Source organism: Brachybacterium timonense, from assembly GCF_900258505.1.
Lineage (GTDB): Bacteria > Actinomycetota > Actinomycetes > Actinomycetales > Dermabacteraceae > Brachybacterium > Brachybacterium timonense.
In genome coordinates, this window is the sequence record NZ_LT984895.1 from 777,352 (window position 1) to 793,924 (window position 16,573).

Annotated in this window: 14 protein-coding genes and 1 tRNA gene; 7 read left to right on the forward strand and 8 right to left on the reverse strand. The window is 68.7% G+C overall.

Annotation, left to right across the window (positions count from 1 at the left end):
- Positions 1 to 158 precede the first annotated feature (158 nt).
- From C8271_RS03315 to C8271_RS03325, 3 genes are all read right to left on the reverse strand, one after another.
- Complete coding sequence (locus tag C8271_RS03315; protein ID WP_106506108.1) at positions 159 to 1,268, reverse strand: hypothetical protein; 1,110 nt, start codon at positions 1,266 to 1,268, stop codon at positions 159 to 161.
- A 145-nt stretch (positions 1,269 to 1,413) separates the two neighbouring features.
- Positions 1,414 to 2,205 (reverse strand): ABC transporter permease subunit, encoded by a 792-nt coding sequence (locus C8271_RS03320; RefSeq protein WP_106506109.1) that lies wholly within the window; start codon positions 2,203 to 2,205, stop codon positions 1,414 to 1,416.
- Position 2,206: 1 nt separating this feature from the next.
- Positions 2,207 to 3,184, reverse strand: coding sequence for an ABC transporter ATP-binding protein (locus tag C8271_RS03325; RefSeq protein ID WP_106506110.1), 978 nt, complete (start codon positions 3,182 to 3,184; stop codon positions 2,207 to 2,209).
- Positions 3,185 to 3,358: 174 nt separating this feature from the next.
- Here C8271_RS03325 and gndA point away from each other — a divergent pair, with 174 nt between their 5' ends.
- Entirely contained in the window at positions 3,359 to 4,822 is a 1,464-nt protein-coding gene (gene gndA, locus C8271_RS03330) for an NADP-dependent phosphogluconate dehydrogenase (protein WP_106506111.1), read from the forward strand.
- A 169-nt stretch (positions 4,823 to 4,991) separates the two neighbouring features.
- Here gndA and C8271_RS03335 read toward each other — a convergent pair whose 3' ends face one another.
- A complete protein-coding gene (locus C8271_RS03335; RefSeq protein ID WP_106506112.1) occupies positions 4,992 to 5,288 on the reverse strand; it encodes a hypothetical protein in 297 nt (98 codons plus the stop codon).
- 214 nt (positions 5,289 to 5,502) lie between these two features.
- Positions 5,503 to 7,449 (reverse strand): helicase-associated domain-containing protein, encoded by a 1,947-nt coding sequence (locus tag C8271_RS03340; protein WP_106506113.1) that lies wholly within the window; start codon positions 7,447 to 7,449, stop codon positions 5,503 to 5,505.
- A gap of 38 nt (positions 7,450 to 7,487) precedes the next feature.
- On the opposite strand from C8271_RS03340, the gene C8271_RS03345 reads away from it, so the two are divergent.
- The 5 genes from C8271_RS03345 to cls all read left to right on the forward strand — a co-directional run bounded on the left by C8271_RS03345 (position 7,488) and on the right by cls (position 12,437).
- Positions 7,488 to 7,561: transfer RNA gene (locus C8271_RS03345), tRNA-Leu, on the forward strand.
- A gap of 53 nt (positions 7,562 to 7,614) precedes the next feature.
- A complete protein-coding gene (locus C8271_RS03350; RefSeq protein ID WP_106506114.1) occupies positions 7,615 to 8,364 on the forward strand; it encodes a YggS family pyridoxal phosphate-dependent enzyme in 750 nt (249 codons plus the stop codon).
- A 168-nt stretch (positions 8,365 to 8,532) separates the two neighbouring features.
- A complete protein-coding gene (locus C8271_RS03355; RefSeq protein WP_245920826.1) occupies positions 8,533 to 9,813 on the forward strand; it encodes an MFS transporter in 1,281 nt (426 codons plus the stop codon).
- A 94-nt stretch (positions 9,814 to 9,907) separates the two neighbouring features.
- Complete coding sequence (locus tag C8271_RS03360; RefSeq protein WP_106506115.1) at positions 9,908 to 10,834, forward strand: Bax inhibitor-1/YccA family protein; 927 nt, start codon at positions 9,908 to 9,910, stop codon at positions 10,832 to 10,834.
- Positions 10,835 to 10,949: 115 nt separating this feature from the next.
- Positions 10,950 to 12,437: a cardiolipin synthase gene (cls, locus tag C8271_RS03365; protein WP_106506116.1), complete on the forward strand. Its 1,488-nt coding sequence runs from the start codon at positions 10,950 to 10,952 to the stop codon at positions 12,435 to 12,437.
- A 5-nt stretch (positions 12,438 to 12,442) separates the two neighbouring features.
- On the opposite strand, the gene C8271_RS03370 is transcribed toward cls, so the two are convergent.
- Together C8271_RS03370 and C8271_RS03375 are read right to left on the reverse strand one after the other, a co-directional pair.
- A complete protein-coding gene (locus tag C8271_RS03370; protein WP_170957786.1) occupies positions 12,443 to 13,282 on the reverse strand; it encodes a hypothetical protein in 840 nt (279 codons plus the stop codon).
- Between the two features lie 49 nt (positions 13,283 to 13,331).
- Positions 13,332 to 14,312, reverse strand: coding sequence for a hypothetical protein (locus C8271_RS03375; protein WP_245920830.1), 981 nt, complete (start codon positions 14,310 to 14,312; stop codon positions 13,332 to 13,334).
- A 126-nt stretch (positions 14,313 to 14,438) separates the two neighbouring features.
- Here C8271_RS03375 and thiD point away from each other — a divergent pair, with 126 nt between their 5' ends.
- Positions 14,439 to 15,317 carry a bifunctional hydroxymethylpyrimidine kinase/phosphomethylpyrimidine kinase gene (thiD, locus tag C8271_RS03380; protein WP_106506117.1) on the forward strand — a complete coding sequence of 293 codons (879 nt, stop codon included), beginning with the start codon at positions 14,439 to 14,441 and terminating at the stop codon, positions 15,315 to 15,317.
- On the opposite strand, the gene C8271_RS03385 is transcribed toward thiD, so the two are convergent.
- On the reverse strand, positions 15,298 to 16,557 hold the full coding sequence (locus C8271_RS03385; protein ID WP_106506118.1) for a glycoside hydrolase family 3 N-terminal domain-containing protein: 1,260 nt from the start codon (positions 16,555 to 16,557) through the stop codon (positions 15,298 to 15,300). The two genes, thiD and C8271_RS03385, sit on opposite strands and share 20 nt — an antisense overlap.
- Positions 16,558 to 16,573 lie beyond the last annotated feature (16 nt).

The following is a 16,573-nucleotide window of genomic DNA, read 5'->3' on the forward strand; positions in this document are numbered from 1 at the left end:
GGCCAGGGTTTGACTCGTATAACCATCTGACGCCGCCGGCGATCAACACGCAGGATACTTTGGGGGCGTCTGCCACAGGAGGAAACACATCTGCACAACTCAGTAATTTCCATGGNGTGGCCGACGGGCGGGGGCCGCCGGACGCACAGAACGCTCCCTCAGGCCACCGGTGTGACCGTGCCCTGCCCCGACGTCTGAGCCTGCTCCTCGGCGCGCGGATCCGGCAGCTCACGACCATTCATCCGCTCGAACATGGCCAGCTCGAACAGGTACGCGGCCGGGATCACGATCACAAGCGTGATCACCAGCGATCCGCCCACGCTCGCGATCACCTGCACCACCAACCAGGTCAGCAGCGCTGTCCCGAGATTCGATCTCACGAGCGCAATAGACTCTTTCACCGCTGCCACAGGCGAGGCCCCGCGGGCCGCAGCCGGCACCGCGAAGATCAAGAACGCGCTGGCCACAAGGCCAGGCAGATAGCAGAGCAGCATGCCGACGGTGGTGATCAGCCCTACCAGAAGCGCCGTGAGGATCACGCGACCCGGTGCGAGCAGACTGTCACGGATCGAGGGCTTGGTTCCTTCGACGATCTTGTCGCCCGCGGCCGCGGCGCCGGTGCTCCACAGCAGACTGAACGGCATTGCGAGCAGAGCGCCAACGAACATGATCGCGTACAGGATGAGCAGCGGACGCAGGGGAACGTCATCAGAACCGCTTGCGACCCACGCGTCGACGGAAGAGAAGAACACCACGAAGCCGACAATCACCGAGCTCACGATGAGCCCCAGGATGACCACGAAATAGATCACACCCGGCACGATGAAGGCGAGCGGATTCGCCACGAAGGCGCGGTAGGCGAAGTTCAGCGCGGCGCCCACATCGGAGCTCAGGTCGGTGCCCGGAGCGGGCTTCGGCGGATGCGCCGGATCGAACGACGCATCGCCGCCGGCGGCGCCGTCGCCCTCGCGGGCGTCGTGGCCGGTGTCGGCGTACGGATCGGTCGGGGCGCCCGTGGATGAGGGCGTGCTCGCGTGAGAGACGGCGGGGCCATGGGCATCCGCAGGCGCCGGGAGACCGTACTCGCGAGAGCCGCGGGTCGCGCCGGCGGATGCGGGCGCCGACGGTGCGGCGGCGGCCGATTCCTCCGGGGGAGCACCCGCGCCCGGCTGCGCGGAGGATGCACCGTCCGTCGCCGGGGCCGACGACTGCGACGCCGGATCGCTGCTGTTCGGATCGCGGTGATCGTACGAATAGGACTCGGGCATGAGGACTCCTCGGGACGGGCGCGCGTCGACGCGAACGCGAGGACGGGTGCGGCGGCGACGATGCCAGCGTAGGTGCTGACCGCGCGGAGAGGATCCGCCGAGGGTCGTCGCCGGGCGACGACGAACGTCGCGGGCTCCGGCCGTCTCAGCGGCCGATGTCCCGCACCGTGATCCCCACCAGCGCGATCACCAGCATCACGGCGGAGACCCCGTACAGCAGGGCGAGCCCCGTCCCGTCCCAGCCGTTCGCGAGCGGCGTGTGGCGGAACGCCCAGGCGTACGGGGAGACGCCCAGCAGCACGTCGTAGTCCGGGGACTGGGAGCCGACGGCGTTCAGCAGATACCCGACGACCGCGACGCCCACGCCGGTGCCGATCGCCGCGACCCGCCGTCCCGTCCAGGCGCCGGCGGCGATCCCCGCCGTGGCGCACAGCAGGCCCAGCCCCATCCAGGACACGATGCCGGCCGGCAGGTTCTTCCACGGGATGTCGAGCCCGCCCCACTGGTTGAACGCCGCGATCGTCGCGAGCGCGACCGCGCCGAGCACGATCACGCGCAGCAGCAGCGCGAGGGTCCGCTCGAGGATCACCTGCCGACGGGTCACCGCGTGGGCGAGCGTGAGCTCCAGCTCCCCGGTCTCCTCCGGGCCGGCGCTCACCGCCGCCGCCCAACCGGTGCAGGCCGCCACGAGCAGCACGAGCCCGAGCAGCCCGAGGAACGCGGCCTGGGCGTAGTTCGCGCCCTGGGAGAGATCCTCCATCCCCAGCGCCTTCAGCATGCCCGGGGAGAAGGCCTGCATCATCGCGCTCTTCTCGCTCAGGAGATCGGACATCGAGGAGAAGAACGCCAGGTAGAACGAGCCGATGGCGGCCAGCGCGATGCTGTGCAGCACGAGCGACAGCGCGCTCGCCCGCAGGGAACGGGTCAGCAGGGCCATGTCAGCGGGCCTCCGTCGCGTCGTACATCGCGAGCACGGACTCCTCGAGGTCCTGCTCCTGGACGGCGAGCTCCACCACCCGGAAGCGCGCCAGGGCCTTGACGAGCTCGTCGGCGTGGCCGTCGAGCACACCGCTCACGTCCACGACGTCCGCGTCGCTGCCCGTCGGCAGCAGTGTCGGGTCCGGGCGGGCCACCGTCAGCGCGGCGAGCGCCGGGACCGCTCCGAGTGCCTGCGAGACCTCCGCCTCGGCCGCGCCCGCCAGACGCGCCGCGACACGGCGGGACTGGGCGCGGCGCAGCGCGTCGATCGACGAGACCGTCACCAGGCGCCCCCGGTTCAGCACCGCGGCGGAGTCGGCCACGTGCTGGATCTCCGAGAGCACGTGCGAGGAGAGGAACACGGTGCGGCCCGCGTCGCGCGCCTCGCGCACCAGGTCCAGGAAGGTCTGCTGCACCAGCGGGTCGAGTCCGCTGGTCGGCTCGTCCAGCAGCAGCAGATCGGGGTCGTGCGCGAACGCCTGGATGATGGCGATCTTCTGCTTGTTGCCCTTGGACAGGGTCCGGATGCTGCGACCGAGGTCCACGTCCAGGCGCTCGGCGAGCTCCTCGCTGCGCCGGTCGGCCGTCGACGAGCCGGTGAGGTCCGCCAGATGGCGCAGCACCGCCCGTCCCGTGCCCGGCGGCAGGGTCACCTCGCCGGGCAGGTACCCGATGCGCCGACGCAGCCGCGCGCCGCCGCGCCGCGGGGACCGGCCGAGCACGCTCACGCTGCCCGCGCTCGGGCGCAGCACGTCGATGAGCATGCGCATCGTCGTGGACTTGCCCGCGCCGTTCGGCCCGATCAGCCCGAACACCGATCCGGTGGGCACCTCGAGGTCCAGGGCGTCCACCGCGGTGCGGGAGCCGAAGCGCTTGGTCAGGCCCCGGGTCCGCACAGCCGCGTCGGTGCGCGGGGACCCGCTGGTGACAGTCGACATGGCGCCGCTCCTTCGTGCCCTGAGGCGCCCTTAGTATAGGCGCCGCAACAGCCGGGACAAGGGACCGTTCGTCAGGGGCCGATCGTAGGATGCATGTGACGATCACGACCCCGCGTCATCGCCGCCGCACCCCCGTCGGCCGCGCGACCGGGACCGACCCCGAGGAGATCACCCATGGCATCCTTCGCACCCTCGCCCGCGGACGTCGCCGATATCGGCGTGACTGGCATGGCGGTGATGGGCTCTAACCTGGCTCGCAATCTGGCCCGCAACGGCTTCAAGGTTGCGATCCATAACCGCTCCGTGGAGCGCACCGAGAAGGTCATCGCTGACCATGGCTCCGACGGCGAGTTCTACCCGTCGGAGTCGATCGACGATTTCGTGGCTTCCCTGCAGAAGCCGCGTGTGGCGATCATCATGGTCAAGGCAGGCGGCCCGACCGATGCCGTGATCGACGAGCTCGCCGCCCGCATGGAGCCTGGCGACATCATCGTCGACGCCGGCAACGCTCTGTTCACCGACACTCGTCGTCGTGAGGAGGCCCTGCGTGCGAAGGGCCTGCATTTCGTCGGCACCGGTGTGTCCGGCGGTGAAGAGGGCGCCCTGAACGGCCCGTCGATCATGCCCGGCGGCACCAAGGAGTCCTACGACCGCCTGGGCCCCATGTTCGAGACGATCGCCGCGAACGTGGACGGCGCCCCGTGCTGCACCCATGTGGGGGCCGACGGCGCCGGGCACTTCGTGAAGATGGTGCACAACGGCATCGAGTATGCCGACATGCAGGTCATCTCCGAGGCTTACGACCTCATGTCCAAGGCGCTCGGCATGAGTGCTTCGGAGATCGGTGACGTCTTCGCCGAATGGAACACAGGCGACCTCGAGTCCTTCCTCATCGAGATCACCGCCGACGTGCTGCACCAGGTCGACGCCGACACCGGCAAGGCATTCGTCGACGTGATCCTCGACCAGGCCGCCCAGAAGGGCACGGGCGCGTGGACCGTGCAGACCGCCCTCGAGCTGGGCGTTCCCGTCACCGGAATCGCAGAAGCCACCTTCGCGCGATCCGTCTCCGGTTCTGTGCCGCAGCGCGAAGCCGCTCGTGGTGTGCTGCCGGCGAAGGCAGAGGCGCCCGAGATCGCAGACCGCGCCGCCTTCATCGATGACCTGCAGAAGGCGCTGTACGCCGCGAAGCTCGTCAGCTACTCGCAGGGTTTCGACGAGATCGCCGCCGGCGCCGACCACTACGGCTGGGACATCAACCTCGGCGACATGGCACGGATCTGGCGCGGCGGCTGCATCATCCGCGCCCGCTTCCTGGACCGCATCACCGAGGCCTACGAGCGCAATGGTGACCTCGCACTCCTGCTGGCCGACGAGTACTTCACGCGGGAGATCACCGAGTGCATCCCGGCATGGCGCCGCGTGGTGGCCTACGCCGCAACGGCCGGCCTGCCGGTGCCGGTCTTCGCCTCGACCCTGTCGTACTACGACTCGGTGCGTGCCGAGCGTCTGCCCGCCGCACTCGTGCAGGCCCAGCGCGACTTCTTCGGCGCCCACACCTACCGTCGGGTCGACGCTGACGGGACCTACCACATCGAGTGGACCGGGGATCGTAGCCAGACCCGCCAGGACGGCTGACCAGAAGGACGGCTGACCGGGAGGACAGCTGACCCTGACGCGGAACCCCGCGGCATTCTCAGCGGGGCGCTTCCTTCCAGTACAGTGCCCCGGACAGCAGAAGGCCCGGACCACGTGGTCCGGGCCTTCTGCGTCGTGGCAACCCGCCAGCCGGCGGGCGCTCAGATGATCACATCGACGAGCCTGCGGTCGCGCCGACCAGGACCACAGCGAAGATGATGTAGAGAATCGTCAGGAGGATCGTGAGACCCCAGATGATGGCAAACGCGATCCACGCCCACTTGGTGAACTTGCGAGCGGTGTCAATCTCGGTGTCGGCCTTGAGGTAGCCGAGCAGACCCAGCACACCGGGGATCGCGCCACCGCAGACAAACCCGACGATAGTGGCGATCAGAGCATTCTTCTTGACGGCCTCCGTCTCGGGGCTGGAACCCGAAGCAGCAGGCGAGTTGAAGGAATCGGTCATGAGGTACCCCTTGATGTGATGTCTCGGGCGCCGTGGCGCTGGAGCTGACTGGGCCCGGCTGACTCTCCACGGTCCCCGTGGATGCTCCGAGCCTGCGTCATCGTACCCGGCCAGAGACGATGACATCGACGGGGAGAACTCCCCAGCCCCGGGGCGACGTGCGATACGGGTGCACAGCCGTATCGCCACGGACACAAAGCCGAGCTGCCCACTGTCAGGCCAAGGTCACCCGATGCACGAGCACGGTGAACTCCTCCCCGGAGTCATCGCGTGCTCGCAGCCGCCCTCCATCCAGGGCCAATGGCACGGCGCGGCGCCGCTCCACACCGCCGCGGCCGTCGACCACACCGAGCTCGAGCATCGCGGATTCAGCGATCGCCGCCAGCAGCCGGTCGCTCACGCTCTGCTCGTGCTGGCCCGCATCGGCGGCGCGGATCCGCGCTACCGCCTCATCCGGGGGCACCCGCAGGTCCGGGCCGTCGGCGGTCACAAGGTCCGTGGCGGGAGAGCGGCCATGCAGCAGATGCGCGGCCTGGCCCGCAGAGCGTCCGTCGGCGCCGACGGCAGCGGGGGAGACGCCAGCGCGCCGCAGCACCTGCAGCACGAACCCCGCATCCGATGACGTCACCGCAACAGTGGGCGCAAGACGGCGCAGACTGAGCGCAGCCGCGCTCTCGGAGACGGTCAACAGATCCAGCACGTCCGGCTCGGCGGTCAGCACGGTGGAGGCGCGTGAGACCTCGACACGGCCATGGCGCCGCATCTCATCGCGCACCAGGTAATCGACGGTCTGCGGTACTGGGGTGCGGCTATGCGCCTGCAACAGGTCCAGCAGCGCCAGCGGATCACGGCCGGCACCGAGCGCCTGCCGCACCGATGACGAGGTCAGGCGCAGTGTGATCCCGCCGCCGCGCGAGACCACCTCGGACCACGCCAGCAGCGGATGCAGCGCGGGGGCGGGGCGGCCAGGGATCGTGACGGTGCCATCCGAGTCGATCAGCAGCTCGTCGACCGGGTCCGGTGCTGCCTGCGCGAGAGCCTGGGTGAGGCGGGTATCGGCGCGATCGACCGACGCCCTCAGCGAGTCCACAACAGCGATGCCCAGCTCCGTGAGGGCTCCCGTGTCGATCACGCCTAGCGTCTGGCCCTCGAGCAGAACCGCCTCCACCTCCTCCGCAATCACCGCGGGCGGCACGAGCGGGAACGACCAGGCCAGAGCCCTCATGATCGACGTCGGTTCCGCCGCGATGCCGGGAGACTCATAGAGGAAGCGGAGCACAGCCAGGCGGCGGGCGCGGATACCGTCCCGGTGCAGGTCATCAGAGAGGAGCGCCCGCGGAGCGGAGGCCGCCGCTGTATCGGCGGATGAACCGGGCGCGGGTGTGCCCACCGGCGCGGCCAGATGGTGGCCATGCGTCCACGCCTGCACCAGCTCTGCCCAGCGCTGCGTCTCCGGCAGCTCGCAGAGCGTGTCCCAGTCCCGGGTCGGATGCCATTCCTCGCCATCGTGCCCGATCAGCCCCGCGAGCCAGGCTGACTGCAGCACGGTCGCGAGCACCGGGACCTCCACACCAGCTCTCAGGGCAAGACGACGCAGGTCCCGCTGGGGGATGCCTCCCTTGCGCAGAACCCCCGGTGGATCATCATCCATCTCCGCGAATCCGGTGAGCAGGCGCACCGCCTCCAGTGCACGGTCCACGGCCTGCGCTGTGCGCGTACCGGGAATACGTTCGCTGATTGGCTCGCCCTCCAGCGGCGGGCGCAGCGGCGTGTAGGTGCGGCGCACTCGGGCAGAGCGCAACCCCTCGCGCAGGGGGCGCAGCAGATGCAGCTCGTCCTCACCCCAGACGAGCGCGAGCGTTTGCAGCCGCTCCAGGGCGGGGCTGATCTCCTGCGGCGTCGCGGAGACCGCCTGCGCGAGCGACGACGGCGAAACCCCGTCCTCCATTGCGGCGAGCGCCTCCACCAGGTGCAGCTGCGGCAGCGTGAGGGCGCCCAGGGCTCGACGAGCCGACCCCGCTCCGGCCGCGCGCGCAGCCAGCGGTGAGATGCCCTGCGGAACAGGCGAGGCCAGATCCGGGCGTGCGCGCAGAAGCTCCACCAGTCGGTCATCGCCGAACCGGCGCAGCGCATCGGCGAGAGACCTGATCGCAGCGCACATGACCGCTCCAGCATAGGCTGGGGGCTCGCATAGCGAATGCCCCTATAGCCCAATCGGCAGAGGCAGCCGACTTAAAATCGGCGCAGTGCGGGTTCGAGTCCCGCTGGGGGCACGACGTTGGACGCGCGACCCGCACCCGCGACACATCCTGCTGCAGAGGAGACCATGGCCCCCGCTACCGATCACGCCGACCCCGACCGCAATACCACTGCCGTTCTGCCCGAACGCGTCGATGCCGTGCTCGACCGCATCGCGACCGCGTCGAACCGCGCTGGTCGTGACAGTGCTGAGATTCTGCTGCTGCTGGCCACCAAGACCCGCACGCCGCAGCAGATCGCGGCAGCCGTTGAGCTGCTGGGTGAGCGCGGACAGAGAATCGCCGTCGGGGAGAACCGCGCTCAGGAGATCGCCAAGCACAACGACCCCCTGGTGCGCGACAACGGAGTGCCGCGGCACTTCATCGGACGCCTGCAGACGAACAAAGCCCGCGACGTGGTGGCTTTCGCTGATCTGATCCACAGCGTTGACCGTGACGACATCGCCGCAGCACTCTCGCGTCGTGCGGGCCTTGCTGGCACGCCCAAGGACGTGTTGATCCAGGTCAACACCTCGGGCGAGGAGTCCAAGGGCGGGTACGCCCCGCGTCCTGAGGTGATCGCGGATGTGGCAGCGCGTCTGCATGAGGATCCGTGGCTGCGCCCCGTCGGCCTCATGACCATCGGTGCGAACACGACCGACGAGCAGGCCGTTCGCGCCTCATTGCGTCTGCTGCGCTCCCTGCGCGAAGACCTCGCCGATCCGGCGATCGCCGAGCTGTCCATGGGCATGAGCGCCGACCTCGAGATCGCGATCGAAGAAGGGGCCACCATCGTGCGGCTCGGGTCGGCCGTGTTCGGCGCGCGTCCGTCGGCCTGATCCGGCTGCGCCAGGGGCTGGTGCGCATGAGGGGGAAGCGCCGTGCACACGAGGGGGACGCTCGCACTGCACAGGCACCGGCCAGCACTGTGGCTGTGACGTATTCGACGTGGTCGAGAGGGCAACAGGCCCTTCGCTGATGACCGTCTGCGGTTCTATCGTGACGCCGTGAGTGCATCGATCGTCACCGGCGCGATCCCTGGTCCGAGCCGGCGGCGAATGGCACTGTTCGCCCTGGCGCTGGGCGGATTCGGGATCGGCTGCTCAGAGTTCGTGACCATGGGTCTGCTGCCGCAGCTCGCCCACAGCCTGCTGCCTGACCTCATGGCATCCGCGCCCGAACAGGGGCTTGCCCAGGCCGGGCACGCCATCAGTGCCTACGCACTGGGGGTCGTCGTCGGCGCCCCGCTGCTGTCCCTGCTGGCGGTGCGCTGGAACCGTCGGGCGCTGATCATCCTGCTCGCCGGGATGCTCGTCGTCTCCACTGCGCTGTCCGGACTGATGCCCTCCTTCGACAGCACCGTTCTCGCCCGCTTCCTCGCCGGGCTGCCGCATGGCGCCTACCTGGGGGTCGCGGCGCTCATCGCCTCCTCGCTGATGGGCCCCGGCAGCCAGGGCAAAGGCGCCGCGCTCGCGCTCAGTGGCCTCACCGTCGCGAACCTCGTGGGCGTTCCCGCCCTCACCGCGATCGGGCAGGCCGTCGGCTGGCGAGCCTCCTACCTGCTGATCGCTGCTGTCTTCGCCGCCACCGCCGCGATGCTCGTGGCCACCGTTCCCGAGCATCACCGCCCCGAAGGCCGACGGGTCATTGACGAGCTGCGCGCCTTCCGACGCGTGCAGCTGTGGGCCGTGGTGCTCATCGCCGCGATCGGCTTCTCCGGCTCCTTCACCGTCTTCAGCTACATCGCCGACATCTCCACGCAGGTATCGGGCACATCCCCGGCGTTCGTGCCGTGGCTGCTTGCGGCCGCCGGTGGCGGCATGACCATCGGCAACGTGGTCGGCGGCGTGCTGGCCGACCGCTCCTTGAACGGCACCCTGCTGGGGGCCTTCCCGGTGTACATCGTCGCGATGATCGCGCTGGTTCTCTCCGTCGGCTCCCCGGCAGGACTGCTCGTGACCTTCGTGCTGGTGAACCTGGCGCACGCCATGCTCAGCCCCGCCATGCAGGCCTGGCTCATGCGGGTGGCGGGCCGGTCCGAGATGCTCGGCGCCTCCCTGCACCATGCCGCCTTCAACGTCGCCAACGCTCTCGGGGCGCTGCTCGGTGGTGGAGTGATTGCGGCGGGCTTCGGTCTCACAGCGCCGACGGTGGTGGGTGCGCTTGTGGCCACCACCGGTTACGCCGTGCTCATCGTGGTGCTGGTCCTGATTCGTATCCGCGCTCGACGGCGGCAGGCACAGCTCAGCGCCGTGCACCTCGAGATGCGCGAGCCGGTGCGCCCGTGACTCTGCGCTCATGGCGAATACCCAGCGCACGGACAGACACGGCAGACCACCTGCGGTTACAGTGGCCCTGGAGCCGCATCGACGAAGGAGAGCCATGGCGCGCCACAACATCATCTTCGGCCGCGATCAGGCCGTGCAGCAGGGGGCACGATACGGGGACGCATCGCACGATGCGCCACAGCAGGGCGGCCCGCACTATGGCGGGCCCCAGCAGACGCAGTGGGCCAGCGAGTTCACGCCGCAGCAGACCGGCCGTACACAGAACGGTTACGACAACCTCGAGGCCATGTACGCCCGCCCGTCGGCCACCGGACACGACACCGGCCGGATGACCATGCGGGACGCGCTCAACGCCATCAGCGTCACCCTCGGGATCATCGTGGTGACCGGATTCGCTGTGGGCCTCCTCCCGCTCGTACTGTCCCTCGTCGGCGGCCCCACCGGCATGCAGATCGGGCTGGTCATCGCCATGGGCGCGAGCATCATCGGTGTGATCGGTGGGCTCATCACCGGGCTGATCAACGGCTTCAAGAAGAAGCCCTCGGCGATTGCTGTGATCGCCTACGCCGTGTTCGAGGGGCTGCTGCTGGGCGGTATCAGCTCCGTGTTCGAGTACACCGCCTACCCCGGCATCGCGCTGCAGGCCGTGGTCGCCACCTTCATGGTGGCCGGCGTCATTCTGCTGCTGACCAACCTGGGTATTCTGCGCACCTCGCCGCTGCTCACCAAGGTGTTCAGCTTCGCGATCCTCGCATACCTGGGCTTCGTGCTCTTCAACATCGTCTATCTGCTCATCACCGGCAATGACCTCCGCAGCGGCCTCTTCGGCCTGATCATCGGTGGTCTCGCAGTGGTGATGGCGTCCTACAGCCTCACCAGTGACATCGAGCAGGTGCGCGACGCCGCCCAGGGCGGTGTGCCGCGGGTCTACGCCTGGCGCTGTGCCTTCGGTGTGGCCGCCACCCTGGTGTGGATGTACATCGAGATCCTGCGGATCATCGCCATCTTCCGCGACAACTGACCCGTAGTCGCCGCGGCTGAGCAGCCGCGGCCATCGTCCGGCGGGTTCCGAACTCTCGGAGCCCGCCGTCGTCGTTTTGAACCGTGAGCGCTGACGGCAAGCGCTGGAGGAGACCATGGCCGAGTTCTGGCAGTGGGTACAGGAGCACTGGCTCGGCCTGCTCACCTACGGATACTGGGCGCTTGACGCCGTGCTGCGCGTGATCGCGATCGTGGTCGTGCCGCGCAACCGCCGCCCCGGATCCGCACTTGCCTGGCTGCTGGCGATCATGGTGGTGCCGATCGTCGGCTTCCCCCTCTACCTGATGCTGGGCAAGGCAGAGCTGCCACGCAAACGCCGCGAGAAGCAGGTGGCGATCAACCGCCTCATGCGTGTGCGAGCCGAGACCATCCCAGACGGCGAACTCGATGAGGACGTCCCCTCCTGGCTGCAGTCCGCCGTCCGGCTGAACAAGGAACTCGGCGCCTTCCCGCTCACCGGCAACAACAGCGCGGACCTGGAGATCGACTACGCCGCCTCGCTCGCCGCTATGGCCGCTGACGTGCGCGACGCCGAGGACCAGGTGCACGCGCTCTTCTACACGATGGTGCTCGACGACGCGACCAGCGAACTGTTCGAGGCCTTCGCGGATGCTCGCGCGCGCGGCGTGGACGTGCGTGTGCTGTACGACCACTTCGGTTCGCTCCATCACGGCAAGCCCTACCGGCGCATGCGCCGTTTCCTGGACGAGCACGGTATCGAGCACTACCCGATGATGCCGCTGAAACCGTTCAGCGACGGCGCCTTCCAACGCCCCGACCTGCGCAACCACCGCAAGCTGCTGCTCGTGGACGGCCAGGTGGGATGGATGGGCAGCCAGAACGTCATCGCCTCGCACTACAACTCCCGGGCGAACAAACGCCGCGGGCTGCACTGGCAGGAGACGATGGCGCGGCTGCACGGCCCCATCGTCTCCGAGATGAACCTGCTGTTCGCGATCGACTGGTACTACGAATCCGGGCAGACCCTCTCGCTCGAGTCCGTGGTGCGCACGCCACGCGACACCTCCGGCACCTATGAGTGTCAGCTCGTCCCCAGCGGCCCCGGCTTCGTCTTCGAGAACAACCTTCTGCTGTTCAATCAGCTCTTCTACTCCGCGTCCGAACGGATTGTGGCGGTGAGCCCGTACTTCGTGCCTGACGAGTCGATGCTCGGCGCCTTGATCACGGCCGCACGGCGCGGTGTGGACGTCGAGCTGTTCGTCTCTGAGATCGGTGATCAGTTCCTGGTCTTCCACGCCCAGCGCTCGTACTACACGCAGCTTCTCGAGGCTGGGGTGCGGATCCAGCTGTATCGCGCGCCGACGATCCTGCACGCCAAACACATCACGATCGACGAGTCCGTCACCGTGATCGGCTCTTCCAATATGGATATCCGCTCATTCCTGCTGCAGATGGAGAGCTCGATGATGGTGGGAGGCAGCGACTTCATGCAGAAGATGCGCGAGGTGGAAGCCGCCTACCGCGCCCGCAGCCGGGAGCTCACGCTCGAGGAATGGCAGCGCAGGCCGCGCGTGATGGCCCTCCTGGACAACGTCTGCCGACTTGCCTCGGCGGTCGTGTGAGCGGCTCAGCGTACTTCGGTCACCGATTCCACGACTGAGTTCAGGCCCTCCTCGTGAGCCTTCACCCCGGTCGCGATCTCGGCAGCGAGCACGCTCGGCCCGCCGTCGGTGTCCAGCACGTACACCGTCAGCGTGTAGGAGTCGGTCGCCTTCAGCGGCGGCGGATCCCCCAGAGACAGGGTTGCCGTGCTGCGGTAGCCGCCGATGCCGTTGATCGTGACCGGCTCCGTCACGATGTCGCTCAGTTTGCGGCCCTTGCCCGACCCCCACACACCCGGTGACGTCGAGACGCAGTTGATCAGACGCTGCGAGGCGACCTCATCGCCGGGGTACTCGTAGCCGTCCTGCCACTGGAGGCGCCCCACCGTCACCGATGAACTCCAGGTCGACTCGACGGCGATACCTGCGGTCTGCGCATCGGTGGTGAACGCCCATAGCGGTACTGAGGTGCGCATGTCGAACGTGGGCGGCGGGATGATGTCCAGGCTGCCGCCGCGCAGTTTGCCGGAAGGATTCGTTGAGACCCGCTCCTGATTCTCTGGCGACCAGCACCAGTCGCCGTCCTCACTCGGCTTGAGGGAGGCCGAGGGTGTCTCCGAGCTCGGCGACGGGGTCGGGCTGTCCGAGTCCTCCGGCGGGGTCGACGTCACCTCGCCGCCGGTGCGCCCCCCGGCACCGGGAGATCCGCCACCGCTGCGCAGCACCAGGAACATCACGGTGCCGCCCACGATCAGCAGAAACACCAGCGCGAAGGCGATGCCGCCGATCAGCAGCGCATGGCCGCTCGACCCCGGCGTGGTGCTGCGTCCCTGGTTCGGCCCGGTGACCGGTCCCGTCGTGTTCATCGATGCTCCCTCCCGTGCTCCCCGTGCTCCCTGTGCTCGGATGTCCCGCTCACGAGACGACCTTCAGACTGCTGATGATCTCCTCGAGCTCCGCCACGTGGTCCTCGTGATCGGCAGCGACGTCGCTGGCCAGCGCACTGGGGCCATCAGGGCCCTCCACCACGATTGAGGTGACGACCGACGCGCTCGTGCTGCTGAGCATGTCGGGGTCCTCGAAATGGTACGTGGCTTGCACGATCCAGGCCGGATGACCGTCCACCGTGGTCGACTCGGTCCGATAGTCGGTCACGGTGGGATGCTCACCGAAGTGTGAGATGACGCCCGCTGTGGTGGCGTAGCACTGGAAGATGGCCACGGCCGCGCGCTCCATGCCCGGGTACCCGCCCTCGGATTCCGGGAACTCCACGGCTCCCACGTTGACCACGCTGTACCAGCTGCCCTCAACATTGCGTGCCTGCGCACCGATATCCGTCAGATAGGGGACGCCACCGCCGTACCACGGATAGTCCCATGTATCCGGGTAGGTGAACTCCAGGCCGCCCCCACGCATGGTGTTCTGACTGCTGCCCGTGCCCGTGCGGCCGCTGCTGGGGACGTAGCAGTCGGTCGTGGGAGCCTGGGTGAACAGCGGCGGGGGAGGCGCCAGCTCGGGGTCGTTCGGATCCGGCACATATTCGCCGCCGCCCTCTGCGTTGCGCGGCGAGGCGGAGCCACCGCCCGCCGTCGTCGGCGGATCCTCGAGCACGGAGCGGAACACGGTCTGTGACAGCACGAGGGCCAGCACGCCCAGCAGTACAACGCAGCCGCTGATCACGGCGATGATCGTGCCTCGGGCACGGCGGCGTGCCCGCTCCGTCGGTTCCCCGAGGGTCGCCGGGCCATGGGCGCCGACGGCAGACGCGGAGCCCTCATAGCGATGCGAGCCGCCGGCGGCGAAGTCCGGCAGTGCCGACGCGTCGGAGGATGACGACCCGTCGTGCGAACCACGGCCCATGTCACGGTCATCCTGCGGTGAGTGTCCCTCGGCCATCACACCTCCCCTTCCCCTGTGGTGGACCCGCGGTTGATTGTCGCACGAGCATCCATGACCCCTTGGTACGCTCACCGATGCCGCTCACCGACCGTGCCGCGCGCACCGACCACGACAGGAACCAGCATGCGACCGCCGCTTGTCCTCACGATCTCGGCTTCGGACTCGGATGGGGCCGCCGGTATTCAGGCGGACCTGAAAACCTTCACAGCCCTGGGCGTCTACGGTGCGTCCGCCGTGAGCATGATCAGCGCGATCAACACGCGCGGCCTGCGTGGGATCCACTACCTGCCCGGTGACGTGGTGCGCAGCCAGATCGACGCCGTCGTCTCCGACCTGTACGTCGACGCCACCAAGATCGGTGCACTCGGCTCCGCAGCCGTGGTGGAGGCTGTTGCCGACGCCATCACGGCGCACCGGGACAGCCTGGGAACTCTCGTGTGCGACCCGGTCATGCTCTCCACCGACGGGTCCCCGCTGATCTCCGAAGAGGGTGCCCGTGCGCTGCGCGAGCGCATCGTGCCGATCGTGGACCTGATCACCCCGAACATCGCTGAGCTCGCCCAGCTGCTCGGCCGCCCCGTGGCCACGGATATCGAAACCGTGCGCGAACAGGCGCTGGCGCTCGCCGGGCTCGGCCCGAAAGCCGTGCTCGTCACCGGTGGTGGGCTGCCGGGCGAGGATGCCGTGGACGTGATCGTGCATGAGGGCGGCACCGATCTGCTGCGTGCCGAGCGCGTGCCTGGGCGTCATCCCCGCGGTGCCGGCGACACGCTGTCCGCCGCGATCACCGCTCAGCTGGCGCGTCTGGAGGAGTTCGATCGCGCCGGCGAGCTCGACGAGATCGGAGAAGAAGGCACCGCCGACGACATGTTCACCGTGGTGGCCTCTGCACGCGAATTCTTGGCCAGCGCCATCGACAACGCCCGCGACTGGGAGATCTCCCGTGCCGGGCACAGCGCCCACAGCCCGGTCAATCACCTGATCACCCTCGACGGGGACTGAGCTTCACCCCCAGCATGCGCAGCGCTGATTCGCGCACCCGCTCCCGCTTAGCCGGATCCGCTGCCGCGTAGGCCTCCACCGCATCCACGAGTTCTGCGGTGATCGACGGATCTGCCGTCAGCACGGCGTCACCGCCAGCGTCGAGCAGGCGGGTGATGCGTTCGGCCACCGGCACGTGCGCCACGGCCGCCGCGGAACCGATGTCATCGGTGATCACGAGTCCGTCGTAGCCCATATCGCCGCGCAGCAGATCTGTCACCGCGGCACGGGAGAACATGGCGGGCACCTCCGGCTCGATCTGCGGGTAGATCGCGGAAGAGACCATGACGAGCTCGGCGCCGGCGTCAATGCCCTCCGCGAACGGCGCGAGCATCGGATCACCGGGTGCGGTGGCGTCATCGATGATGCCGTCGGCCGCATGATCGGTGTTCTCGGCGACGCGGCCAAGGCCGGGGAAATGCTTCACGGTCGCGGCCACGCCCTGCGCGGTCAGCGCCTCCACAGCAGCGCGCACGCACCCGGCGACGTGATCAGGATCGGTGCCGAATCCGCGGCCGAGCTCACCCACCGGGGCGTTGTCATCGCCCAACGCCTCATCCACCACATCCGCGACAGGCGCCAGTGCGCAGTCGAGACCCAGCTCAGCGAGGTCCTGGCCGATCGTTGTGTATGCCTCGCGGACCGCCTCAGGTCCTTGCGTTCCGAGGTCTTCCGCTGACGCTGTGCGCGTGGCGGCGTCGCCGCGCAGCATGCGGACGCTGCCGCCCTCCTGATCCACGGCCAGCAGCGGCGCAACCCCGTTGGCGTGCGCATCACGCGCCGCAGAGACCACATCGCGCACTGCCTGGGCGCTCTTCCAGACGCCGAGCAGGAAATACCCGCCGACGTGATGTTCGGTGGCGAGCGTCGCGGAAGGTGCAGAACCGGCCATGACGCCGACGAGCACGAGCTGCCCCGCGATCTCGCGGTCGCTCATCGCCTCGAGCGCAGCGCGGGCAGGATCATCCGTGTCGCCGCCGCTGTCCGATGCGAATCCTTCTGTCCCGTCGTCGGAACCACTGGGGGAGGTGCCCGTTGCTGAGCCGTCATCCGACGGGGCGGCGCCGCTGTCCGACGGCGCCGAGCCCTCGGAGCCACCGCCTGCGCCATCGCCGCCCGTCGAACCGTCGGGTCCGGCGCAGGCTCCCAGCGCCATCAGCGCGACAGGTGAAGCGAGAGCGAACAGGTGACGGCGTTCCATGCGCGCAGTCTCCCAT